24 protein-coding genes are annotated in these 23244 nt (G+C 69.0%); 14 read left to right on the forward strand and 10 right to left on the reverse strand.

Annotation, left to right across the window (positions count from 1 at the left end; all coding sequences use genetic code 11):
* Positions 1–17: 17 nt before the first annotated feature.
* From paaK to AC07PU_RS29025, 3 genes are read right to left on the reverse strand one after another with little or no spacing between them, the layout of a single operon-like run.
* The gene (paaK, locus tag AC07PU_RS29015) at positions 18–1328 is read right to left on the reverse strand and encodes a phenylacetate--CoA ligase PaaK (RefSeq protein ID WP_398500084.1); all 1311 of its coding nucleotides are present in this window, start codon (positions 1326–1328) and stop codon (positions 18–20) included.
* 28 nt (positions 1329–1356) lie between these two features.
* Positions 1357–1797: a hydroxyphenylacetyl-CoA thioesterase PaaI gene (gene paaI / locus AC07PU_RS29020; RefSeq protein ID WP_057593742.1), complete on the reverse strand. Its 441-nt coding sequence runs from the start codon at positions 1795–1797 to the stop codon at positions 1357–1359.
* A 3-nt stretch (positions 1798–1800) separates the two neighbouring features.
* A complete protein-coding gene (locus AC07PU_RS29025) occupies positions 1801–2604 on the reverse strand; it encodes an enoyl-CoA hydratase-related protein (RefSeq protein ID WP_296781387.1) in 804 nt (267 codons plus the stop codon).
* Between the two features lie 165 nt (positions 2605–2769).
* On the opposite strand from AC07PU_RS29025, the gene AC07PU_RS29030 reads away from it, so the two are divergent.
* Together AC07PU_RS29030 and AC07PU_RS29035 are read left to right on the forward strand one after the other, a co-directional pair.
* On the forward strand, positions 2770–3372 hold the full coding sequence (locus tag AC07PU_RS29030) for a phenylacetic acid degradation protein PaaY (RefSeq protein WP_261210036.1): 603 nt from the start codon (positions 2770–2772) through the stop codon (positions 3370–3372).
* A 52-nt stretch (positions 3373–3424) separates the two neighbouring features.
* Complete coding sequence (locus AC07PU_RS29035) at positions 3425–4060, forward strand: TetR/AcrR family transcriptional regulator (RefSeq protein ID WP_093351752.1); 636 nt, start codon at positions 3425–3427, stop codon at positions 4058–4060.
* A 12-nt stretch (positions 4061–4072) separates the two neighbouring features.
* Here the strand turns inward: AC07PU_RS29035 and AC07PU_RS29040 are convergent, their stop codons facing one another.
* A complete protein-coding gene (locus AC07PU_RS29040; protein WP_495321812.1) occupies positions 4073–4897 on the reverse strand; it encodes an SDR family NAD(P)-dependent oxidoreductase in 825 nt (274 codons plus the stop codon).
* Positions 4898–5065: 168 nt separating this feature from the next.
* On the opposite strand from AC07PU_RS29040, the gene AC07PU_RS29045 reads away from it, so the two are divergent.
* The gene (locus AC07PU_RS29045) at positions 5066–5641 is read left to right on the forward strand and encodes a TetR/AcrR family transcriptional regulator (protein WP_296791712.1); all 576 of its coding nucleotides are present in this window, start codon (positions 5066–5068) and stop codon (positions 5639–5641) included.
* A gap of 12 nt (positions 5642–5653) precedes the next feature.
* On the opposite strand, the gene AC07PU_RS29050 is transcribed toward AC07PU_RS29045, so the two are convergent.
* The 4 genes from AC07PU_RS29050 to AC07PU_RS29065 are packed head-to-tail and all read right to left on the reverse strand — an operon-like array spanning position 5654 to position 9818.
* Positions 5654–6691, reverse strand: a complete 1038-nt coding sequence (locus AC07PU_RS29050; RefSeq protein WP_093351744.1) for a VWA domain-containing protein — start codon at positions 6689–6691, stop codon at positions 5654–5656.
* A gap of 55 nt (positions 6692–6746) precedes the next feature.
* On the reverse strand, positions 6747–7748 hold the full coding sequence (locus AC07PU_RS29055) for a DUF58 domain-containing protein (RefSeq protein WP_203204706.1): 1002 nt from the start codon (positions 7746–7748) through the stop codon (positions 6747–6749).
* Between the two features lie 26 nt (positions 7749–7774).
* Positions 7775–8794 (reverse strand): AAA family ATPase, encoded by a 1020-nt coding sequence (locus tag AC07PU_RS29060; protein WP_093351739.1) that lies wholly within the window; start codon positions 8792–8794, stop codon positions 7775–7777.
* A 37-nt stretch (positions 8795–8831) separates the two neighbouring features.
* Positions 8832–9818 carry a S1C family serine protease gene (locus AC07PU_RS29065; protein ID WP_495321813.1) on the reverse strand — a complete coding sequence of 329 codons (987 nt, stop codon included), beginning with the start codon at positions 9816–9818 and terminating at the stop codon, positions 8832–8834.
* A gap of 113 nt (positions 9819–9931) precedes the next feature.
* Here AC07PU_RS29065 and AC07PU_RS29070 point away from each other — a divergent pair, with 113 nt between their 5' ends.
* Both AC07PU_RS29070 and AC07PU_RS29075 read left to right on the forward strand, forming a co-directional pair.
* Positions 9932–10792 carry a TatD family hydrolase gene (locus AC07PU_RS29070; RefSeq protein ID WP_495321814.1) on the forward strand — a complete coding sequence of 287 codons (861 nt, stop codon included), beginning with the start codon at positions 9932–9934 and terminating at the stop codon, positions 10790–10792.
* A 154-nt stretch (positions 10793–10946) separates the two neighbouring features.
* Complete coding sequence (locus tag AC07PU_RS29075) at positions 10947–11405, forward strand: hypothetical protein (protein WP_495321815.1); 459 nt, start codon at positions 10947–10949, stop codon at positions 11403–11405.
* A 66-nt stretch (positions 11406–11471) separates the two neighbouring features.
* Here AC07PU_RS29075 and AC07PU_RS29080 read toward each other — a convergent pair whose 3' ends face one another.
* On the reverse strand, positions 11472–12305 hold the full coding sequence (locus AC07PU_RS29080) for a mechanosensitive ion channel family protein (protein WP_495321816.1): 834 nt from the start codon (positions 12303–12305) through the stop codon (positions 11472–11474).
* 126 nt (positions 12306–12431) lie between these two features.
* Here AC07PU_RS29080 and AC07PU_RS29085 point away from each other — a divergent pair, with 126 nt between their 5' ends.
* From AC07PU_RS29085 to AC07PU_RS29105, 5 genes are all read left to right on the forward strand, one after another.
* Complete coding sequence (locus AC07PU_RS29085; RefSeq protein WP_431511836.1) at positions 12432–12923, forward strand: DNA-deoxyinosine glycosylase; 492 nt, start codon at positions 12432–12434, stop codon at positions 12921–12923.
* Positions 12923–13702 carry a class I SAM-dependent methyltransferase gene (locus tag AC07PU_RS29090; protein ID WP_296781379.1) on the forward strand — a complete coding sequence of 260 codons (780 nt, stop codon included), beginning with the start codon at positions 12923–12925 and terminating at the stop codon, positions 13700–13702. The genes AC07PU_RS29085 and AC07PU_RS29090 overlap by 1 nt, the downstream gene beginning before the upstream one ends.
* Positions 13703–13706: 4 nt before the next feature.
* A complete protein-coding gene (tfpB, locus tag AC07PU_RS29095; protein WP_431511837.1) occupies positions 13707–15497 on the forward strand; it encodes a type IV pilus assembly ATPase TfpB in 1791 nt (596 codons plus the stop codon).
* A 161-nt stretch (positions 15498–15658) separates the two neighbouring features.
* Positions 15659–16144 (forward strand): tripartite tricarboxylate transporter TctB family protein, encoded by a 486-nt coding sequence (locus AC07PU_RS29100; RefSeq protein WP_093351719.1) that lies wholly within the window; start codon positions 15659–15661, stop codon positions 16142–16144.
* 13 nt (positions 16145–16157) lie between these two features.
* Entirely contained in the window at positions 16158–17669 is a 1512-nt protein-coding gene (locus AC07PU_RS29105) for a tripartite tricarboxylate transporter permease (protein WP_093351715.1), read from the forward strand.
* An 81-nt stretch (positions 17670–17750) separates the two neighbouring features.
* Here the strand turns inward: AC07PU_RS29105 and AC07PU_RS29110 are convergent, their stop codons facing one another.
* Positions 17751–18674 (reverse strand): LysR family transcriptional regulator, encoded by a 924-nt coding sequence (locus tag AC07PU_RS29110; RefSeq protein WP_495321818.1) that lies wholly within the window; start codon positions 18672–18674, stop codon positions 17751–17753.
* Positions 18675–18773: 99 nt separating this feature from the next.
* On the opposite strand from AC07PU_RS29110, the gene AC07PU_RS29115 reads away from it, so the two are divergent.
* From AC07PU_RS29115 to AC07PU_RS29130, 4 genes are read left to right on the forward strand one after another with little or no spacing between them, the layout of a single operon-like run.
* Positions 18774–19757: a Bug family tripartite tricarboxylate transporter substrate binding protein gene (locus AC07PU_RS29115; RefSeq protein WP_495321820.1), complete on the forward strand. Its 984-nt coding sequence runs from the start codon at positions 18774–18776 to the stop codon at positions 19755–19757.
* 30 nt (positions 19758–19787) lie between these two features.
* Entirely contained in the window at positions 19788–21401 is a 1614-nt protein-coding gene (locus AC07PU_RS29120; RefSeq protein WP_495321834.1) for a gamma-glutamyltransferase family protein, read from the forward strand.
* Positions 21402–21423: 22 nt separating this feature from the next.
* On the forward strand, positions 21424–22368 hold the full coding sequence (locus AC07PU_RS29125) for a DMT family transporter (protein WP_495321822.1): 945 nt from the start codon (positions 21424–21426) through the stop codon (positions 22366–22368).
* A gap of 41 nt (positions 22369–22409) precedes the next feature.
* Positions 22410–23210, forward strand: a complete 801-nt coding sequence (locus tag AC07PU_RS29130) for an SDR family oxidoreductase (protein WP_093351705.1) — start codon at positions 22410–22412, stop codon at positions 23208–23210.
* Positions 23211–23244: the final 34 nt, after the last annotated feature.

A 23244-nucleotide genomic window follows, 5' to 3' on the forward strand; every position in this document is an offset into this window, starting at 1 on the left:
GGGAAAGCGGCGGCGCCTCAGCGCGGGCGGTTGTCGACCACGCGCCGGGCCTTGCCGGTCTGCGTGCGTTCCATCTCGTTCGGCGCATGCACCACCACGCGGGTGGAGATGCCGACCAGCGTCTTCACGCGGTGCTGCACCCAGCCGGCGATGGCCGCGCGGTCGGCCGCGGCGGCTTCATGCGGCGCGAGCTCGCAGTGCACCTCGACCTGGTCGAGCAGGCCTTCGCGGCTCACGTGCACCTGGTAGAGGCCGGTGAGGGCGCCGTGCGCGAGCACGATCTCTTCGACCTGCGTGGGGAAGACGTTCACGCCGCGGATGATCATCATGTCGTCGCTGCGCCCGACGATCTTGCCCATGCGGCGGAAGGCGCGCGAGGTGGGCGGCAAGAGGCGCGTGAGGTCGCGCGTGCGGTAGCGGATGATGGGCATCGCCTCCTTGCTCAGCGAGGTGAAGACCAGCTCGCCTTCCTCGCCGTCGGCCTTCAGTTCGCCGGTCTCGGGATCGATGATCTCGGGATAGAAGTGGTCCTCCCAGATCACCGGGCCGTCCTTGCTCTCGACGCATTCGCTGGCCACGCCCGGGCCCATGACTTCGCTCAGGCCGTAGATGTCGACCGCGTCGATGCCGGCCTTGGCCTCGATGTCGCGGCGCATGGCCTCGGTCCAGGGCTCGGCGCCGAAGATGCCGATGCGCAGCGAGCTGTCCTTGGCGTCCAGGCCCAGGCGTTCGAACTGCTCGATGATTACCTGCATGTAGCTCGGCGTGACCATGATGATGTCGGGCCGGAAGTCCTGGATCAGCTGTACCTGCTTCTCGGTCTGGCCGCCCGACATCGGGACCACGGTGCAGCCCGCGCGCTCGGCGCCGTAGTGCGCGCCCAGGCCGCCGGTGAACAGGCCGTAGCCGTAGGCGATGTGGATCAGGTCGCCGGCGCGGCCGCCCGCGGCGCGGATCGAGCGCGCGACCAGGTCGGCCCAGGTGTCGATGTCTTTCTTCGTGTAGCCGACCACGGTCGGCTTGCCGGTGGTGCCCGACGAGGCATGGATGCGCGCGACCTGCTGGCGCGGCACCGCGAACATGCCGAAGGGGTAGTTGTCGCGCAGGTCGCTCTTGACCGTGAACGGGAATTTCGCGAGGTCGGCGAGCGTCTTGAGGTCGCCCGGCTGCACGCCCTTGGCGTCGAAGGCCTGGCGGTAGTGCGGGACGTTGTCGTAGGCGCGCTGCAGCGTGTCGCGCAGGCGCTGCACCTGCAGCGCGGTGATCTCGTCGCGGCTCGCGGTCTCGATCGGTTCGAGATCGCCGGGGGCGGGGCGGGGTGCTGGCATGACGGGGTCCTCGTTTTTTTCGTTCGGTTCAGGCCGCGACGGCGGGGCGGCCCTTGGCGGTGTAGGAGCGGCCGCGGAAGATCGCGACGCGCTCGCCGCGCTGGTTGGTGATCTCGGTGTCGTAGACGCCGGTGCGGCCGGCCTTCGAAACCTCGAAGCAGCGCGCGGTCAGCAGGTCGCCTTCGCGCGCGGGCGCGATGAAGTCGATCGCGAAGCCCGAGGCCACGGTCAGCTCGTTGTAGGAGTTGCAGGCGAAGGCGAAGGTGGAATCGGCCAGCGTGGCCATGAAGCCGCCGTGGCAGATCGCATGGCCGTTGAGCATGTCGGGGCGCACGCGCATCTCGATCGTGGCCTGGCCCGGGCCGACCTCCACGATGCGCATGCCCAGGCCCTTGGAGGCGTTGTCGTTGGCGAACATGCCGTCGCGCACGTATTCGGCGGTCTGTTGCGGGGTGCGTTCGGTGCTCATGGCTCAGCGGTCCTTGAAGACGGGGGCTCGCTTGGCGCGGAAGGCCTCGACACCTTCGCGGTAGTCGTTGGCGGCGCCGAGGTCGCGCTGCAGGCGGGCCTCCTCGGCCAGTGCGGTGTCGAGGTCCATGGTCTGGGCGGCATTCATCGCGGCGCGCGTGGCGACCAGCGCACGCGAGGGCATGGCGGCGAGCCGGCCCGCGAGCGCGGCGGCGGCGTCGGCCAGCGCGGCGTCGTCCACCACCTGCCAGATCAGGCCGATGCGCGCGGCTTCCTCGGCCGGCAGCTTGTCGCCGAGCATCGCGATGCCCAGCGCGCGCGCCGGGCCCACGAGCCGCGGCAGCAGCCAGGTGCCGCCGGTGTCGGGCACCAGGCCGATCTTGGTGAAGGCCTGGATGAAGCTCGCCGAACGCGCGGCGAGCACGAGGTCGCAGCACAGCGCGAGGTTGGCGCCGGCGCCGGCGGCCACGCCGTTGACCGCTGCGACCACGGGCACGGGCATGCTGCGGATGCGCTGGACCAGCGGGCCGTAGAGCTTCTCGATGACGTGGCCCAGGTCCTTGGGCGCGGCGCCGGGCGTGGTGTCGGGCGCGACCATCGGGTCGGCGAGGTCCTGGCCGGCGCAGAAGGCGCGACCGGCGCCGGTCAGCACCACGCAGCGCACCTCGGCATCGGCGGCCGCCGCTTCGAGCGCCGCCAGCAGTTCGGCGTGCAGTTCGCTCGTGAAGCTGTTGAGCGCCGCGGGGCGGTTGAGGCTCAGTGTGCGGACGGCGCCGGCATTGCCGACGAGGACCAGGGGTTCCGACATGGGCTTGTCTCTCATCTGTGGGGGGGATGACTTCGGGTCAATTACTATTGACCGACCGTTCGGTAGATTTTAGGATGGCGAACGAATCCGGCACAAGTCCAAAGCATTCAGGGAAAACCCTGAATCGCGAGACGAAGGACCGGCACCCCACAGGAGACCGCACCCATGCCCAGCTACGCCATCGACGGCGTGATCCCCGTCGTCGACCCCACCGCCTACGTGCATCCGTCCGCCGTGCTGATCGGCGACGTGATCGTGGGCCCGAACTGCTACGTCGGCCCCTGCGCCAGCCTGCGCGGCGATTTCGGCCGCATCGTGCTCGAGGAGGGCTCGAACCTGCAGGACAACTGCTGCGTGCACGGCTTTCCCGACAACGACACGGTGATCGAGGTCAACGGCCACATCGGCCATGGCGCGATCCTGCACAGCTGCGTGGTGCGGCGCGACGCCATGGTGGGCATGAATGCCGTGGTGATGGACGAGGCCGAGATCGGCGAGAAGGCCATCGTGGCCGCCAGCGCCTTCGTGCCGGCCGGCATGAAGGTGCCGCCGCGCACGCTGGTGGCGGGCATGCCCGCGCGCGTGAAAAGAGAACTGAGCGAGGCCGAGATCGCGTGGAAGCTCGAGGGCACGCAGGTCTACCAGGCGCTCGCCGTGCGCAGCCTCGCGACGATGCGCGAGGTCGAGCCGCTGGCGCAGGTCGAGGCCGGGCGGCCGCGGCTGCCGGCGATCGACGTCAAGCCGCTGATCGCGACCAGGCGCAGCTAGGATCGCGCGCTGCCCGTCACACCCTCTCAACGCCAGAACAGAAAGAACACCGATGCCCAGAGGAAGATCCGCCAGCTACGACGACCAGCGCGAGCTCATCCTCGAGCGGGCCGCGCGGCTGTTCGCGCGCCAGGGCTACCCGGCCACCTCGATGAACCAGGTGGCCGAGGCCTGCAACCTCTCGAAGGCCACGCTCTACCACTACTACAAGGACAAGCGCAGCCTGCTGATCAGCATCGCCGAGACGCACGTCTCCAAGCTGGCGGCGCTGGTGGCCGAGGAGGAGGCCTCGACGCAGACCGACGAGGAGCGGCTGCGGCGCTTCATCTACCGCATCGTCGAGGAGTACGCGGGCGCGCAGGACGCGCACCGCGTGCTGACCGACGACGTGCGCTTCCTCGAGGAGGAGGACCGCGAGCGCGTGCTCGACAAGGAGCGCGAGGTGGTCGCGGGCTTCGCGCGCGCGGTGGCCGCGCTGCGCCCGGGCACGCCGAGCGACGACCTCGCCAAGCCGCTGACCATGCTGCTGTTCGGCATGATCAACTGGATGTTCACCTGGATGAAGCCCGGCGGCCAGCTCGACCATGCCTCGATCGCGCCGGTGGTGGCCGACCTGTTCCTCGGCGGCATCGGCGCCGTGAAAGCGCCGCCGGCACGCGCGAAGAAGAAGCCGAAGCCGGCGGCCTGAGGGCGCGGACCTTCAGCGCGCCGCGCCGGCGTAGCGCGTGGCCGGCGTGCCGTTCTGCGAGGCGCCGAAGAGTTGGGCGCGCGCGTCGTCGTAGGCCGCGAACAGCGGCGCGTAGTCGTCCACCGAGGGCATGGTGATCGGCTCGCCGAGGTCGAGGCCGGCGATGGCGGCATCGACGCAGTGCTCGGCCGTCATCACGTGCGCGGGATCGAGGTTCGTGACCGGCACGCCCGACAGCTCCCAGATGTCGGTGGCGGTGGCTGCGGGCAGCACCAGCTGCACGCGCACGCCGCTGCCCGCCACTTCCTCCTGCAGGCCGCGCGTGAAGTTCAGCACGAAGCCCTTGGTGCCGCTGTAGATGCTGCTGATCGGCAGCGTGTGGAAGCCCAGCACCGAGCCGATGTTGATCAGCGTGCCGCGGTCGCGCGCCTTGAAGCCCGCGAGCGCCACCAGGCTCAGCCGCGCCAGCGCGGTGACGTTGACGTCGATCATCGACTGCGCCGAGGCGGGCGCGGTCGCGAGCACCGGCGCCAGCGTGGAGGTGCCGGCGTTGTTGACCAGCAGCGTGATCGAGGCATCGGCGGCGATGGCCTGCGCCACGCGCTCGAGGTCGGCGGCGGCGCCGAGGTCGGCCACCAGGGTGTTCACCGTCACGCCGTACTGGCTGCGCAGCGCCTTGGCGGCTTCGTCGAGGCGGTCGCCGCGGCGCGCCACCAGCAGCAGGTCGTGGCCGCGGCGCGCCAGCCGGTCGGCGAAGAGCCGGCCCAGGCCGGCGGAGGCGCCGGTCACCACCGCGGTGCCGGGGTGGGCGGAGGTGTTGTTCGCTTGCTCGCTCATGTCGTTCTCCAAAAAAGAAGTCGGGGTGCCCGCGCGGTCGGCGACCGCTTCCAAAGGCCCTTCGTCGTTAAGCATGATGGTGATCATGTTTGACGGTGCGAAGCATGATGCCTATCATGAATAGCGTCAACCAGGGTCTGGAAGTACCCGGAAAGAGGATGAGGTCACATGCGATACCCCGCAGCGGAAACCGCCGAAAAGCATCAGAAGATCCTGGGCGAGGCTTCGCGCCTGTTCCGCGAGCGCGGCTTCGGCGGCGTGAGCGTGAGCGAGATCATGAAGGCCACGGGCCTCACGCACGGCCCGTTCTACAACCACTTCGATTCGAAGGAAGCGCTGATGGCCGAGTGCGTCGACCATGCGTCGGCGCATTCGCTCGCCGACCTCGACGCCGCCACCCAGCTGCCCAACGGCATGGTCGACTACGTGCGCGCCTACCTCAGCGTGTCGCACCGCGATGCGCCCGGCGACGGCTGCCTGCTCGCGGCCTTCTCGGCCCAGACGGCGCAGAAGCAGGTCACCGCGCCTTCGCTCACCGCGCACATGAAGGCGAGCATCGAGCGCTTCGCGAAGTTCTTTCCCTGGCGTACGCGCAAGAACGCCGACGCGCGCGGCGACGCGATCCGCGCGGTGGCGGCGATGACCGGCGGGCTGGTGCTGGCGCGCGCGATGAACGACGAGGCGCTGTCCGAGGAAATCCTGCGCGAGGTGCTCGCGGGGATCGAGGGAATGGCGAAAGCCTGAGAGGGCGCCGCCCTAGAGAATCCGGTTGAACCAGAGCAGCGAGAGCCCGGCCGACAGCAGCGTGAGCACCGCGGCGCCGAGCGCGAACAGCGCCGAGATCTCGGTTTCCTTCTTCTCGACCGTGAGCCGCGAGCTCAGCGTCTCGTAGACCTTCTTGAGGTCGGCGGCGGTGCCGGCATAGAAGTAGTCGGCCTGGGTCTTGCTGGCGACGGCCTTGAGGGTTTCCTCGTCGAGCCGCACGCGCATCGACCAGCCTTCGAAGCCGATGGTCTCGCCGTCGACCGTGCCGATGCCCACGGTGTAGATGCGCACGCCGCGATCGGCCGCGGCCTTGGCCGCGTCGAGCGGGTCGACGCCGGTGGTGCGCTGGCCGTCGGTCAGCATGATGATCGCGGCCGAGGTGAAGGAGCCCGGCGCGACCGGCGTGAATTCCTTGGCCGGCTTGTCGGCCTGGTCGATGGCCACGCCGCGCTGGCGGCTCGGCGCGCTGAACTGCGAGACGTCGATGCCGGCCTCGGGGAACAGGGTGGCGAGCGACACCACGATGGCATTGCCGGTGGCGGTGGCGCGCTGCAGCTGGAAGCTGTCGATCGCGGTCACGAGGTCGTCGTGGTTGGTGGTGGGCAGCTGCGCCACCTGCGCGCTGCCCGCGAAGGCGACGATGCCGACCTTCACGTTGCGCGGCAGGTCCTTGATGAAGCTCTTGGCGGCATCCTGCGCCGCCACCAGCCGGTTCGGCAGCACGTCGGCGGCGCGCATGCTGCCCGAGACGTCCATCGCGAGGATGATGGTCTGCTGGTTCGACGGCAGCATCACCACCGCCATCGGCCGCGCGGCGGCCACCAGCATCGCGGCCAGCGCGAGCAGGAACAGGAACGGCGGCACATGGCGCCGGATGCTCTGGCCGGTGCCCATCGCCTCGCGCACGATCGAGAGGCTGGCGTAGCGCACCGCGAGCTTCTTCTTGCGGCGCAGCAGCCAGAGGTAGAGCAGCACCAGCAGCGGCAGCGCCAGCAGCAGCCAGAGGAATTGGGGCCAGAGGAAGGTCACGGCGAAATCCTCGCGCTCGTCGTCGCCAACGTCAACTCGATATACCCGATGGTCGTCATGCGGCCACCGCCTTTACAGGACGCGAGGCACCCGAAGTGCGCACGCGCCGCTTGCGCATGTCGGCGAAGCGCACGATCGCCTCGACCAGGTCGTCGGCGGTCGACAGCTCCAGCGTGTCGACGCCGGCGCGGGCCAGCGCGCCGCGCAGCGCATCCTCGCGCTCGCGGGCGATGCGCGCGAAGCGGCGGCGGAAGCCCGCATCGTGGGTGTCGACCCAGAGCTGCTCGCCGGTCTCGGCATCTCGCAGCGGCACCAGGCCCAGGTCGGGCATGTCGAGCTCGAGCGGGTCGAACAGGCGCACGGCCACCACTTCGTGGCGCTGCACCAGCTGGCCCAGCGGCTTCTCCCAGCCGGGCTCGCTCAGGAAGTCGGACACCACGAACACGGTCGAGCGGCGCGGCATCAGGGTGGCGGCCGACTTCAGCAGGTCGTCGAGCCGGGTCATGCCCTTCTGCGGCGGCGCCTTGTCGGCCTGGTCGGCGCGGCGCTCCATCGCATGCAGCAGGTGCAGCACATGGCGCCGGCCGCTGCGCGGCGGGATCACGGCCTCGAGGTCGTGGCCGTAGACCAGCGCGCCGACGCGGTTGCCGTGGCGCGTGAGCAGGCGCGCCAGCACGCCGACGAAGCCGGCCGAGATCTCGCGCTTGGCCTTCAGGCCCGAGCCGAAGTCGACCGAGCGGCTGAGGTCGAGCACGAACCAGGCCGACATCTCGCGGTCTTCGGTGAAGACGCGCACGTGCGGCGTCTGCAGCCGCGCCGTGACGTTCCAGTCGATGTGGCGCACGTCGTCGTGCAACTGGTATTCGCGCAGGTCGGCCAGGTCGAGGCCGGTGCCGCGCATCAGCGTGCGGTAGTCGCCCTGCAGCAGGCCGTCGAGGCGGCGGATCACGGTCCATTCGAGGCGGCGCAGGGCGCGCTCGGCGCCGCCCGCCTCGAGCGCGGGGCGTTCGTCGTTCGCGGCGGCCTCGGGGGCCTTGCGCCACCAGCTTTTCTTCATGGCGGGTCGTGTGGGGTGATCCGGGTTCAGGCGGCGAGCTTCTCGTGCTCGAGCGGCTTCGGCGGTGCGGGCACCGCGCGCATGATCTTCTCGATCAGGCCGTCGGGCGTCAGCCCCTCGGACAGGCCTTCGTAGGACAGCGTCACGCGGTGGCGCAGCACGTCGGGCACCAGCGCCGTCATGTCCTCGGGCAGCGCGTAGCTGCGTCCGCGCAGCAGCGCCAGGGCGCGCGCGCCCTCGGTCAGGCTGATGCTCGCGCGCGGGCTGGCGCCGAAGGTGATGAAGCGGCCCATGTCCTTGAGCCCGTGCCTGTCGGGCGTGCGCGTGGCCGAGACCAGCTTCACCGCGTACTGGATCAGCGAGGGATCGACGTACACGCGCCGCGCCTCGGCCTGCAGCGCCGCGAGCTGCTCGGTGGTGGCGACCGGCACGGCCTCGACCGGCGGGCCGATCACGCGCTGCACGATCACGAACTCCTCCTCGTCGGTCGGATAGTCGACCAGCACCTTCATCATGAAGCGGTCGACCTGCGCCTCGGGCAGCGGATAGGTGCCCTCGGTCTCGATCGGGTTCTGGGTGGCCATCACGAGGAAGGGGCGCGGCACCTTGTGCGTCTCGCCCGCGATCGTGACCTGGCGTTCCTGCATCACCTCGAGCAGCGCGCTCTGCACCTTGGCCGGCGCGCGGTTGATTTCGTCGGCCAGCAGCAGGTTGGCGAACACCGGGCCCAGCGAGGTGCTGAAGTCGCCGGTCTTCTGGTTGTAGATGCGCGTGCCCACGAGGTCGGAGGGCACCAGGTCGGGCGTGAACTGGATGCGCTTGAACTGGCCTTGCACGGTGTCGGCCAGCGTCTTCACGGTCAGCGTCTTGGCGAGGCCCGGCACGCCTTCGACCAGCAGGTGGCCGCCCGCGAGCATCGCGACCATCACGCGCTCGAGGAAGCGGTCCTGGCCCACCACCACGCGCTTCACCTGGTAGAGGATCTGCTCCATCAGCTCGGCGGTGCTGGCGGGCGTGGCGAAGGAGGAGGTCTCGGTGCTGCTCATTCGGGGCTCTTTCTGGGTCGAAAAAAGGAAGAGGGGGTCAGAACGGTGGCGAACCGGCCGCCGAGGCGGCGTTCTCTATCGGCACCGCGAAGCCGATGCCGATGAAGGTGCGCTGCTGCGTGGGATTGAGGATGGCGGTGACGATGCCGAGCACCTCGCCGTCCATGTTGACCAGCGGGCCGCCCGAATTGCCGGGGTTGGCGGCCGCGTCGAACTGGATCAGGTTGCCGAGCTCCTGCTTGCCCTCGGGCGAGCGGAACGAGCGCTTGAGGCCCGACACCACGCCGGCCGACACCGAGGGGCCGATGCCGAAGGGAAAGCCCACCGCGGCCACCTGGTCGCCGGGCCGCAGGTCGGCGGTCGAGCGCATCACGGCGGGAATCAGGTCGTCGGGAATCTTCTGCGCCTGCAGCACCGCGAGGTCGTTCTCGGGCTGCACGCCGGTGATGACGGCCGGCGCCTCCAGGCCGTCGGCGAAGGTCACCTTGATGGTCTCGGAGCCCGCGACCACGTGCAGGTTGGTGAGGATCACGCCCTTGTCGACGATCACCACGCCGGTGCCCACGCCGCGCTCGACCTGGCCCGGCGGGCCGTCGTCGGCCGGTGCCTCGGGCGACTTGCCCTTGGCCATGTTGCGGCCGCGCTTCTGCGTCTTGGCCTCGGGCGTGGCCTTCTCGGGGCCGTAGCCGACCACGCGCACCACCGAGGGCCGCACGATGTCGGCGGCCTTGGCGGCGGGCGAGGGGAGGGTGTTGGTCTGCAGCGTGCGCAGCACGGCCGCGTCGATGTCCTTCTGCGTGAGCTGGCGCGCATTGCCGCGCTGCCACCAGGCCGCGCCGCCGGCCGCGAGGGCCGCGCACAGAGCGAGGCTCAGCAGCGCGAAGCTGCGGCGCCCGGGTTGCCAGCGCTCGCGCGTGGCGGCGGGCTGCGGCGCCACGGGATCGGCCGCGACCTGCCCGGAGGCCCCGTCGTCGGACTCGATCGGCGTGCGTGGCGAGCGGCTGTACATGGCGGGCCTGCGCATGGGTTCACCTCCGGCAAAAGGCTGTCGCGTGGTGGGTGTCACGCGATGGGCGTGATGAAAAGCACGGTAGCACGCTTTCTTCTGCCTTGCATCCCTTCGGGCATCATGACGCGATGGCTCTTTTCGTCGACACCCACTGCCACCTCGACGCGCCCGAGTTCGGTGCGCAGATGCCCGGGATCCGCGCCCGCGCGGCCGAGCGCGGCGTCGCGCTGTGCGTGATCCCGGCCGTGGCCGCCTTCAATTTCACGACCGTGCGCGAGCTGGCCGAGCGCCAGGGCGACGCCTATGCGCTGGGCATCCACCCGCTGTGCACGGGCGATGCGAAGGAAGAGGACCTGGCCCTGCTCGACGCCGAACTGGGCGCGAGGCGCGACGACCCGCGGCTGGTGGCGGTCGGCGAGATCGGGCTCGACTACTTCGTCGAGCACCTCGACGACGACAAGCAACAGCACTTCTTTCACACTCAGTTGCAATTGGCGCGCAAGCACGGGCTGCCGGTGCTGATCCATGTGCGGCGTTCGGTCGACAAGGTGCTCAAGCATCTGCGGCAGACTGCCGGCGGGCAGCCGTGGCGCGGCATCGCGCATGCCTTCAACGGCAGCGAGCAGCAGGCGCAAGCTTGCATCGCGCTCGGGCTCAAGCTGGGCTTCGGCGGCGCCGTGACCTTCGAGCGCGCGCTGCAACTGCGCCGGCTCGCGGCCACCTTGCCGATCGAGGCGCTGGTGATGGAGACCGACGCGCCCGACATCCAGCCGCACTGGCTCTACCGCACGCAGGCGCAGCGCGACGCGGGCGAGGCGCAGGGCCGCAACGAGCCCGGCGAGTTGCCGCGCATCGCCGACGTGGTGGCTCGATTGCGCGGCATCGGGGTCGATGAACTGGCCGAAAAAACCACGCGAAATGCCATCGAAGCGATGCCGAAGCTCCAAAGTCTGCTGGACCTGTCGGAGGGGTCCTTACTCAGGTCGTAGGCCAATGCCTTGACTTGGGTCCAAGTGCTTTCCAGGCCTGCATTTGCTGTCATCCTTGAACCGTGGAGCTTCGTTGGACAGGGGTGACGACCTTCGTCACCGATGTCGAACGACACCGGCTCCCAGCATTTCATCCAAGAAAAGGAGTTCATCCATGAAAGCAACTTTCGCTCGCACCCTTCCCGTCGTGCTCGCACTGGCATTCGGTGCCGTGGGCATCTCCGCCGTGGCACAGACCACCGCGCCCGCGACGGCCGAACCCTCGACCACCGAGAAGGTGAAGGAAGCCGGCAAGGACGCCTACGACGCGACCAAGGACACCACCAAGCGCGCCGTGAACGCGACCGAGCGCGGCGCCGAGAAGGCCTGGGACGCGACCAAGCGCACGACCAAGAAGGCCGCCAACGCGACCGAGTCGGGCGCCGAAAAGACCTGGGACGCGACCAAGAAAACCACCAAGAAGGCGACCCACGCCACCAAGAAGGCCGCCACCAAGACCGGTGAAGTGGTCGAGAACGCCGGCCACAAGACGGCCGACGGCATGCGCAGCACGGGTCACGCCATCGGCGAGAAGATCCCGGGCACGGCCGAGAACGAAGCCGCCAAGAAGTAAGCAGGCAGGCCGTCGCGCCGCGACCGCAACGAAAACCCGCCTCGGCGGGTTTTCTTTTGGGCCCGCTCAGGCCGGCTTGGGTGCCGTGTCCGGCACCGTGCGATGCAGCACCGGCGTCTCGGGCGTCGGGTAGCCGGCCGCGCCGAAGGTCTTCACGATCGCCTTGTGGGTGTCGAAGTAGACCTGCCAGTAGTGGTCGGTGTGGGTGTAGGGCCGCACCGCCAGCAGCGGGCCCTCGGGCGTGAACTGCAGGATTTCCACGTCGGGCGGCGGCTGCGTCGCCACGTTGGGGATGGCCTGCACCGCCTGGCGCAGCAGCTCGATGGCCTGGTTCACGTCCACGCCGTTGGCCACCTTGGCCGTGGTGTCGACGCGCCGGAAGGCGAGGGTGCTGAAGTTCTGGATGGTGTCGGAGAGCACCTTGTTGTTGCCCACCGTGGCGGTCACGTTGTCGGGCGTGATCAGCGTGGTGCCGAACAGCCCGAGCTCCTGCACCGTGCCGTTCACGCCGCCGATGGTCACGTAGTCGCCCACCTTGTACGGCCGCAGCACCTGCAGGAACACGCCGGCCGCGAAGTGCGTGAGCAGCCCGCCCCAGGCGGTGCCGATCGCCAGCCCCGCGCCCGCGAGCAGCGCCGCGAAGGAGGTGGTCTTGACGCCGAACATGTCGAGGATCGCGAGGATCAGCACGATGTTCAGCAGCACGCTGAGGATCGACACCAGGTAGTGGCTCAGCGTCGGATCGACGCGCCGGCCGCGCTCGAGGCCGACGCGCACGAAGCGCAGCGCGAATCCGATCAACCAGCGGCCCACCAGCCAGGCGGCGATCGCGCCGAGCACCTTGAGGCCAAAATCGGCGCCTTGCGTACTGAGAAAAGTCCAGACGGCTTCCGTGTTCATGAATCTCCATCCTCCGGTACAGGCGCGGTGACTCGATCCAAACCCCAAAAACCTTCGACCCGGTCCGACCGCGCCCCCATTCACAAACGAGCAGCGGCGAAACCCGCCGTTGCGGCAGCGGGCGCCGTGCTCACGGGGCTGGCACCGATCGTCTCGCCCGCCACCGTGGTGTTGATCCTCGGCAGCTTTCCGGGCGCGAGATCGCTGGAACAGCGGCAGTATTATGCGCACCCGCAAAACCAGTTCTGGAAAATCTTGCAAGCCCTGTGGCCCCACGACCCGCTCCCCACGGGAGTCGATAGCTATCAAAAGCGTAGCGATTGGCTGCTGGCGCACGGCCTCGGCGTGTGGGACGTCTATGCGGCCTGCGAGCGCGAGGGCAGCCTCGACTCGGCGATCCGCGCGGCCGTGCCCAACGACATCGCGGCGCTGCACCTGCCAAAGCTGGCGGCCGTGGCCCACAACGGCGGCGAGAGCTTCAAGCACGCCCGGCACACCCGAACCCTGGGCGTGCCGGTTTACCAATTGCCTTCCACCAGCCCGGCCAATGCGTCGTGGAGCTTCGAGCGCAAGCTCGCCGCATGGCGCGAGGTCTTCTCTGTCCATGGACTGGTCTGATGGCCGCACGCAAGCAATCCACTTCCCGCCTTCCCGCCGAACTGCCCGAGGTCAACTTCTCCGACTGGGGCGACATCCGCTACCTGCACCTGGGCACCGAATGGGTCCAGGGCTCGATGAAGCTGGACGCGCCCTACGAGATCGAGCTCGAGTACGTGCAGCGCATGATGGCCTGGCTGCTGTTCGTCGACGGCACCGGCATCGGCAACCGCCATGCGATGCAGCTCGGCCTGGGCGCGGCCACGCTCACCAAGTTCTGCCGCAAGACCTTGCGCATGCGCACCACCGCGGTCGAGCTCAACCCGCAGGTGGTGTCGGCCTGCCGCGGCTGGTTCAAGCTGCCGCCCGACGACGCCAAGCTGCGCGTGGTGATCGCCGACGCGGCCGAGGAGATCCGCCGACCCGAATGGCAGGGCACGGTCGATGCGCTGCAGGTCGACCTCTACGACCACGAGGCCGCGGCGCCCGTGCTCGACAGCGAGGACTTCTATGCCGACTGCCGCGCGCTGCTCACCGAGGACGGCGCGATGACGGTCAACCTCTTCGGCCGCTCGTCGAGCTACGAGCGCAGCCTCGAGAAGATCCAGGCCGTCTTCGGCGCCGACGCGGTCTGGGCCTTCAAGCCGACGCGCGAGGGCAACACGGTGGTGCTCGCGCAGCGCCAGCCCAGCCGGCCCAAGCGCGAGGCGCTTGCCGAGCGTGCCCAAACCATCCAGACTCGCTGGGGCCTGCCCGCGCCCAAGTGGCTGCGGGTCTTCAAGCCGGTCCTTTCCATCTGAATCCATGAGCGCCGTTCCCGCTTCCGCCGCACCGGCCACCCGCCCCGAAGGGCCGCTCGACCTGCGTCGCCTCATCGAATGGCTGGCCGCCGACGGCGTGATCTCGCCGATGGAAGCCAAGCGCACCATCGCGCGCTGCGCCCAGGCCGAGAGCCGCCAGCATCCGCTGGTGCGGCTGGCCAATGTCGCGATGACGCGCGAGAGCGACAGCAAGCCGCTCGACCTCGAGATGCTCGCGCAGTGGCTCGCGGGCCGCGCGGGCCTGTCCTATCTGCGCATCGATCCGCTCAAGGTCGACGTGGGCAAGGTGGCCGACACCATGAGCGCCGCCTATGCCGAGCGCCACAAGGTGCTGCCGGTGCAGGTGCTGCCCAACGAGGTGGTGGTGGCCACGGCCGAACCCTTCCTCACCGACTGGATCTCCGAGGTCGAGCGCCAGTCGCGGCGCACGGTGCGGCGCGTGGTCGCGAACCCGGCCGAGATCCAGCGCTACACGGCCGAGTTCTTCGCGCTCGCGAAGTCGGTGCGCGCGGCGCAGAAGGCCGGCGGCAATACCGGCGGCGCGAGCTTCGAGCAGCTGGTCGAGCTCGGCAAGAGCAACAAGCAGCTCGATGCCAACGACCAGAGCGTGGTGCAGGTGGTCGACTGGCTGTGGCAGTACGCCTTCGACCAGCGCGCGAGCGACATCCACCTCGAGCCGCGCCGCGACCAGGGCGTGATCCGCTTCCGCATCGACGGCGTGCTGCATCCGGCCTACCAGATGCCGATGGGCGTGATGAACGCGATGGTCGCGCGCATCAAGCTGCTGGGCCGCATGGACGTGGTGGAGAAGCGCCGTCCGCTCGACGGCCGCATCAAGACCCGCAACATGCGCGGCGAAGAGGTCGAGATGCGGCTGTCGACCCTGCCCACCGCCTTCGGCGAGAAGATGGTGATGCGGATCTTCGACCCCGACACCGCGGTCAAGGACCTCGATGCGCTCGGCTTCGCGCAGCACGATGCGCAGCGCTGGGAGCAACTCGTCACGCGGCCCAACGGCATCATCCTCGTGACCGGCCCCACGGGCTCGGGCAAGACCACCACGCTGTACTCCACGCTCAAGCGCGTGGCGACCGAGGAGGTCAACGTCAGCACCGTCGAGGACCCGATCGAGATGATCGAGCCCGCGTTCAACCAGACGCAGGTGCAGCCGCAACTCGATTTCGGTTTCACCGAGGGCCTGCGCGCGCTGATGCGGCAGGACCCGGACATCATCATGGTCGGCGAAATCCGCGACCTCGCCACCGCCGAGATGGCGGTGCAGGCCGCGCTGACCGGCCACCTGGTGTTCAGCACCCTGCACACCAACGACGCGCCCAGCGCCATCACGCGGCTGATGGAACTCGGCGTGCCCTCGTACCTCATCAACGCCGTGATGCTGGGCGTGCTCGCGCAGCGGCTGGTGCGCACCCTGTGCCCGCACTGCAAGCAGCCCGACGATGGCATCACGCGCGAGAAGCTCGAGGCCATCGTCAAGCCGTGGCAGATCACGGGCTCGGTGCGCGCCTACAAGCCGGTGGGTTGCGTCGACTGCCGCATGACCGGCTACATGGGGCGCATGGGCCTGTACGAACTGCTGAGCATCAGCGAGACCTTCCGCTCCGAGGTCACGAAGGAACCGAACCTCTCGGCGCTGCGGCGCCAGGCCGTGGTCGACGGCATGCGGCCGCTGCGCCTCGCGGGCGCGCTGCGCGTGGCCGAGGGCCTGACCACGATCGAGGAAGTGCTGAGCGCCACGCCGCCGCTCGACGCTTGATCGCACCCCGGCGCAGCCCCGCGCCGAATACGAACCACCTACATCCGAGGCGCCTCGTGCACCGGGGTTATCCCTAAGTTCTCGGTAGGTGGAACCCACATGGGGCTGACTTCCACCTGACTCCACAATCCCGCATCGAAATTTGTTCGAGGAGACTGTTCGTGAAAATCAAAAGTCAGAAAGACTTTTTCTCGGGACTGATGTTCACCGTGGTCGGGGTCGCCTTCGCTTGGGGCGCCACCAACTACAGCGTGGGCACCGGTGCTCGCATGGGTCCCGGCTACTTCCCGCTGGTGCTCGGTATCCTGATGGCGGTGATCGGCCTGGGCATCATGTTCAGCGGCATGACCGTCGAAACCACCACGGGCGACAAGATCGGCAAGTGGGCCTGGCGGCAGGTGGTGCTGATTCTTGGCGCCAACCTCGTGTTCGGCATCCTGCTGGGCGGCCTGCCGAGCTTCGGCGTGCCGGCCATGGGCCTGATCATCGCGATCTACGCGCTGGTGATCATCGCCAGCCTCGCGGGCCACGAGTTCAAGTTGCCCAGCGTGCTGATCCTGGCCACCGTGCTGGCGGTCGGCAGCTACATCGCCTTCATCTGGGCGCTCAAGCTCCAGATCCAGGTCTGGCCGACCTTCATCGGCTGAGGACGCAAGCACCATGGAACTCTTTCAGAACCTCTCGACCGGCTTCGGCGTCGCGTTCACCTTCACGAACCTGCTGTACTGCCTGGTCGGCTGCATCCTGGGCACGCTGATCGGCGTGCTGCCCGGCATCGGCCCCGTCGCGACCATCGCGATGCTGCTGCCCGCGACCTACGCGCTGCCCCCGGTGTCGGCCCTGATCATGCTGGCCGGCATCTACTACGGCGCGCAGTACGGCGGCTCGACCACCGCCATCCTGGTGAACCTGCCAGGGGAGTCATCATCAGTGGTGACAGTGATCGACGGCTACCAGATGGCACGCAAGGGCCGGGCGGGGCCGGCACTCGCCGCGGCGGGCCTGGGCTCGTTCTTCGCGGGCTGCGTCGGTACGCTGATCCTGGCCGCCTTCGCGCCGCCGCTGACCGAGCTGGCCTTCAAGTTCGGCCCGGCCGAATACTTCTCGCTGATGATCCTGGGCCTGATCGGCGCCGTGGTGCTGGCTTCGGGTTCGCTGCTCAAGGCGATCGCGATGATCGTGCTGGGCCTGCTGCTGGGCCTGGTGGGCACCGACGTGAACTCGGGCGTGGCGCGCTTCAGCTTCGACATCCCCGAACTGACCGACGGCATCGGCTTCGTGGCCATCGCCATGGGCGTGTTCGGCTACGGCGAAATCATCGCGAACCTCTCGCGTCCCGATGAAGAGCGCGAAGTGTTCACCGCCAAGGTGAAGGGCCTGTTCCCGACCAAGGAAGACTTCAAGCGCATGGTGCCCGCGGTGCTGCGCGGCACGGCCCTCGGTTCGGCCCTGGGCATCCTGCCCGGCGGCGGCGCGCTGCTGGCGGCCTTCGCGGCCTACACCATCGAGAAGAAGACCAAGCTGAAGCCGGGCGAAGTGCCCTTCGGCAAGGGCAACATCCGCGGCGTGGCGGCTCCCGAGTCGGCCAACAACGCCGGTGCGCAGACCTCCTTCATTCCGCTGCTGACGCTGGGCATTCCGCCCAACGCCGTGATGGCGCTGATGGTGGGCGCGATGACGATCCACAACATCCAGCCGGGCCCGCAGGTGATGACCAGCAACCCCGAGCTGTTCTGGGGCCTGATCGCCTCGATGTGGATCGGCAACGCGATGCTGATCATCCTGAACCTGCCGCTGATCGGCATGTGGATCAAGCTGCTGTCGGTGCCCTACAAGTACCTGTTCCCGGCGATCGTGCTGTTCTGCGCGATCGGCGTGTACTCGACCAACAACAACACCTTCGACATCTGGATGGTGGGCATCTTCGGCTTCGTGGGCTACACCTTCTTCAAGCTCGGCTGCGAACCCGCGCCGCTGCTGCTGGGCTTCATCCTGGGCCCGATGATGGAAGAGAACCTGCGCCGCTCGCTGCTGCTGTCGCGCGGCGACTGGACCGTTTTCATCACGCGCCCGATCTCCGCCGGCCTGCTGGCTGCCGCCTTGCTGCTGCTCGTCATCGTGCTGCTGCCGGCCGTGAAGTCGAAGCGCGAGGAAGCCTTCGTCGAGGAGTGATCGACGACCGCCCGGCACGCGTGCCGGGCTCGCTCCAGCCAACGGCGCCTGCGGGCGCCGTTTGTTTTGGGCGAAGGCCTTTCAGCCCTTCGCCGTGCGCGGCTTCAGGTGCTGCCGCGCGATGTCGAGGAAGGCCATCGCGGCCGGGCTCAGCGGATGCTTGGCCAGCCGCACCGCCACCAGCGGGTACTCGAGCACCGGCCGCGTGACCGCGAGCGCGCGCAGGTTCGGCGGCATCAGCACCTCGACGTAGCGCGGCAGCAGCGCCACGCCCGCGCCGGCCTGGATCAGGCCGAAGGCGGTGGAGAGCATCGACACGTGGTGCGCCACCTGCGGGTAGACATTGGCCACGCTCGAGAGCTGGCGGCTCACCGCGCGCCAGACGTTGGCGTCGGGGTTGACGTGGATGAAGGGCAGGGCGTCGAGCTGCCGCGCCTCGATGCTGCTGCGCTGCGCGAGCGGATGGTCCTCGCGCACGAACAGCGCCATGCGCTCGACGAACAGCGGCTCGGTCGCGAGCTCCGAATGCGCCTGGCCGATGTCGGAGCCGAAGCCCAGGTCGGCCTCCTGCGACAGGATGCGCGAGATCATCTGCTCGGCGGTGCTGTCGAGCAGCGTGGTGGCCAGCTTGGGGTGCTTCTGCGCGAAGCGTCCGAGCAGCGGCGGCATCAGCGCGCCGGCCGTGAGATGGCCCACCGCCAGCACCACGCGGCCCTCGCGCAACTGCGCCTGCGAGCGGCAGGCATTGACCGACTCATCGATCAGCCGCAGCGCGCGCACGGCCGTGTCGACCATCATCTGGCCGGCATCGGTCATGCGGATGCGGCGCCCGCGCACCACCAGCGGCTGGCCCAGGTCCTCCTCCATGCGCTTGACCAGGTGGCTGATGGCCGGCTGGGTCAGTTGCAGGCTCTCGGCGGCCAGCGTGAAGCTGCCCGTCTCGGCCACCGCCGCGAGCGCGCGAAGCTGCTGCAGCGAAACCTCCTCGGCGGCGATCCGTGCCATAAATTGTGCTCATAGTTGAATAAGCGGGATTATCTGGCTTGATGCGCCCGCGCTGCTTAGCATCGAATGTTCGCCATCTTGCGAAGGGAATCCCGCACCATGCAACGCCACCAGTTTCTCCACGGCCTCGCGGCCGCCTTCGCCGCGCTGTGCCTGGCCGCGCCGGCCACCGGCCTCGCGCAGGGCTACCCGAACAAGCCGATCCGGCTGGTCGTGCCCTTTCCCGCGGCCGGCGCCACCGACCTGTTCGCGCGCACGCTGGGCCAGAAGATGGGCGAGAAGCTGGGCACCACGCTGGTGGTCGACAACAAGCCCGGTGCCGGCGGCGCCATCGGCTCCGACCTCGCGGCCAAGGCCGCGCCCGACGGCTACACGCTGCTGCTGGCCACCACCAGCACGCACTCGATCGGCCCGGCCATCACCAGCCGCCTGCCCTACGACACGGTGCGCGACTTCACGCCGATCGCGCACGTGGGCGACGCGCCGAGCATCATGCTGGTGCCGGTCGACTCGCCCGCGAAGACGGTGCGCGAGTGGATCGACTACGCGAAGAAGAACCCCGGCAAGCTCAACTACGCCTCGAGCGGCAACGGCACCATCGTGCAGCTCACGGCCGAGCTGTTCAAGGCGCAGGCCGGCGTGTTCGTCACCCACATTCCCTACAAGGGCACGGCGCTCGCGATCCCCGACCTGATCAGCGGCAAGGTCGAGGTGCTGTTCGACTCGCTGCCCACCGGCATGCCGCACGTGCGCGACGGCCGGTTGCGCGCACTCGGCGTGACCACGCTCAAGCGCAGCCCGCTCGCGCCCGAACTGCCGCCGATCGCCGACACGCTGCCGGGCTTCGAATCGAACACCTGGTTCGGCTTCTACGGCCCCAAGGGCCTGCCGCCCGACATCGTGGCGCGCGTGAACAAGGCCGCCAACGAGGCGCTGGCCGACCCCGAGGTCAAGGACAAGCTGTCGCGCCTGGGCATCGAGCCCGCCATCGCCGGCACGCCCGAGCAGTTCGCGAAGATGGTGGCCGCCGACGCCGCCAAGTGGAAGAAGATCGTCGTCGAACGCAAGATCACCAACGACTGAAGACACGAGAGCACGACCGCCATGACCGCCCTGAACTTCGATTTCGGCAACCCCTACACCTCCACCCGCATCCCGGTGTTCGCGCGCAACGTGGTGTCGACCTCGCACCCGCTGGCCGCGCAGGCCGGCCTGCGCATCCTGCAGCAGGGCGGCAATGCGGTCGACGCGGCGGTCGCCACCGCGGCCGTCATGACGCTGGTCGAGCCCGTGAGCAACGGCCTGGGCAGCGATGCCTTCTGCATCCTGTGGGACGGCAAGGAACTGCACGGCCTCAATGCCTCGGGCCCCGCGCCCAAGGCCTGGACGCCCGAGTACTTCAGGGCCAAGTACGGTGCCGACGCCGCCACCCCGCCGATGCGCGGCATCGACTCGGTCACCGTGCCGGGCGCGGTGCGCGGCTGGGCCGCGCTCAGCGAGCGCTTCGGCAAGCTGCCCTTCGCCGACCTGATGGCGCCGGCCATCGACATCGCCGAGCGCGGCTACCTGGTGCCGCCGGTGGTGCAGGGCAAGTGGCTCGCGGCCACGCCGCTCTTGCAATCGCAGCCGGGCTTCGCCCAGGCCTTCCTGCCCTGGGGCCGCGCGCCCGAGGTCGGCGAGTTGTTCCGCTTCGCCGCCGCCGCGCGCGCGCTCAAGGCCATCGCCCGCACCAGGGGCGAGGCCTACTACACGGGCGAGATCGCCGAGGCGCTCGCGAAGTTCTCCCAGCAGCAGGGCGGCGCGCTCACCGTGGCCGACCTTGCGGCCTACCAGCCCGAGTGGGTCACGCCGATCTCGCGCGACTACCGCGGCCACACGCTGCACGAGATCCCGCCCAACGGCCAGGGCATCGCGGCGCTGATCGCGCTGGGCATCCTCGAGAAGTTCGACATCGCCTCGCTGCCGGTCGACTCGGTGGAGTCGCAGCACCTGCAGATCGAGGCCATGAAGCTGGCCTTCGCCGACGTCTACCGCTACGTGTCGGAGCGCAAGACCATGGAGGTCACGACCGAGCAGATGCTCGACGATGCCTACCTGGCCTCGCGCGCGCGGCTGATCGACCGCAACAAGGCGCAGGACTTCAAGGCCGGCAACCCCGTCAAGGGCGGCACCATCTACCTCACCGCGGCCGACGAGAGCGGCATGATGGTGAGCTTCATCCAGAGCAACTACATGGGCTTCGGCTCGGGCTGCGTCGAGCCCGAATTCGGCATCAGCCTGCAGAACCGCGGCCACGGCTTCAGCCTCAAGGCCGAGAGCCCGAACGTGGTGGCGCCGGGCAAGCGCCCGTTCCACACCATCATCCCGGCCTTCCTCACCAAGGACGGCCAGCCGGTGATGAGCTTCGGCGTGATGGGCGGCAACATGCAGCCCCAGGGCCACATGCAGACGCTGGTGCGCATGCTCGACTACAAGCAGAACCCGCAGGCCGCCTGCGACGCGCCGCGCTGGCGCTTCAACGCGGGCATGGAGATCAACGTCGAGGCCGCGATGAACCCCGCCACCGTGCAGGGCCTGCGCGGCCTGGGCCATCACCTCGAAGTCATCAACGACTCCTACCAGGACTTCGGCGCCGGCCAGTTCATCTGGCGCGCGGGCGATCCTTCGGTCGAGGGCTACGTGGCCGCCAGCGATCCGCGCCGAGACGGAGCGGCAGCAGGGTATTGAGCTTTCACGCGATGATCGGGGGATGACCAAGACGGCCGCGAGCACCGGCATTCCCCTTCAAGACGGCGCGAAGAGCATCGCGCCCGGCCTCGTCCTCGCCTCACTGGGCGCGATCGCGTTCAGCGGCAAGGCGATCATCGTCAAGCTGGCCTACCGCCACGGCGTCGATGCCGTGACGCTGATCATGCTGCGCATGCTGTTCGCGCTGCCGCTGTTCGCGCTCATGGCCTGGTGGGCGGGCCGCGGCAAGCCCGCCTTGAGCTTTCGCGACTGGCTCGGCGTGATCGGGCTGGGCTTCTCGGGCTACTACCTCGCGAGCTTCCTCGACTTCGCCGGGCTGGCCTACATCTCGGCCAGCTTCGAGCGGCTGATCCTCTATCTCAATCCCACGCTGGTGCTGTTCTTCGGCTGGGTGCTGTACCGCCGCCGCGTCACGCGGCCGCAGCTCGTCGGCATGGTCATCAGCTACGCGGGCGTGCTGCTGGTGTTCGGCCACGAGTTGCTGGCCGGCGAGAGCAAGGGCGGCGGCCTCGCGGCGGCCTGGGGCGCGTTCCTGGTCTTCCTCAGCGCGGTGAGCTATGCGGGCTACCTGGTCTACAGCGGCGAATTCGTGCAGCGCCTCGGATCGCTGCGGCTGGTGGGCCTCGCGACCACGGTGGCCTGCCTGTTCTGCCTCGCGCAGTTCGCGCTGCTGCGCCCGCTCGACGCGGCGCTGCAGGTGGCGCCCGAGGTGATCTGGCTGTCGGTGCTCAACGCCACCTTGTGCACGGCGGTGCCGGTGCTGATGGTGATGATGGCCATCGAGCGCATCGGGCCGGCCATCGCCGCCCAGACCGGCATGATCGGACCCCTGTCGACCATCCTCATGGGCGTGGTCATACTCGGCGAGCCGTTCACCGCCTGGATCGCCGCCGGCACGGCGCTGGTGATCGCGGGCATCTTCGTTTTCACGCGCAAGGGCCGCTGAGGCCATCGCGCTTTTCTTCTTTCTCTTCTGGAGTCGAACAAATGGATCTGGGCATTGCAGGCAAGACCGCGCTGGTGTGCGGCGCGAGCAAGGGGTTGGGCTACGGCTGCGCCGAGGCGCTGGTGCGCGAGGGCGTCAACGTGGTGATCGTGGCGCGCGGCGCCGAGGCGCTCGAGGCGGCCGCCAAGCAGCTGGCCGACGCGGCCACGGCGGCGGGCACGCCGGCTCCCTTCGTCAAGGCCGTGGCGGCCGACATCACGACCGAGGCCGGCCGCGCCGCGGTGTTCGCGCTGGGCCACGCCTTCGACATCGTGGTCACCAATGCCGGCGGCCCGCCGCCCGGCGACTTCCGCAACTGGGAGCGCGAGGACTGGATCAAGGCGGTCGACGCCAACATGCTCACGCCGATCGAGCTCATCAAGGCCACGGTCGACGGCATGGCCGAGCGCGGCTTCGGGCGCATCGTCAACATCACCTCGAGCTCGGTGAAGTCGCCGATCGAGGTGCTGGGCCTGTCGAACGGCGCGCGCAGCGGCCTCACCGGCTTCGTGGCCGGCGTGGCGCGCAGCGGCGTCGCGGCCAAGGGCGTGACCATCAACAACCTGCTGCCCGGCTCCTTCGAGACCGACCGTCTCAAGGGCACGATGAGCGGCGCGGCGCAGAAGTCGGGCCTGGACTTCGACACCGTGTGGGAGAACCGCAAGAAGTCCGTGCCCGCGCGCCGCTTCGGCACGCCGGCCGAGTTCGGCGCCATCTGCGCCTTCCTGTGCAGCGTGCAGGCCGGCTACATGACCGGGCAGAACGTGCTGGCCGATGGCGGTGCCTACCCGGGCACCTACTGAGCCGGACCGGGCATCACGCGGAACGAAGAATTCG

Source organism: Variovorax sp. GW821-FHT10D07 (assembly GCF_059415325.1).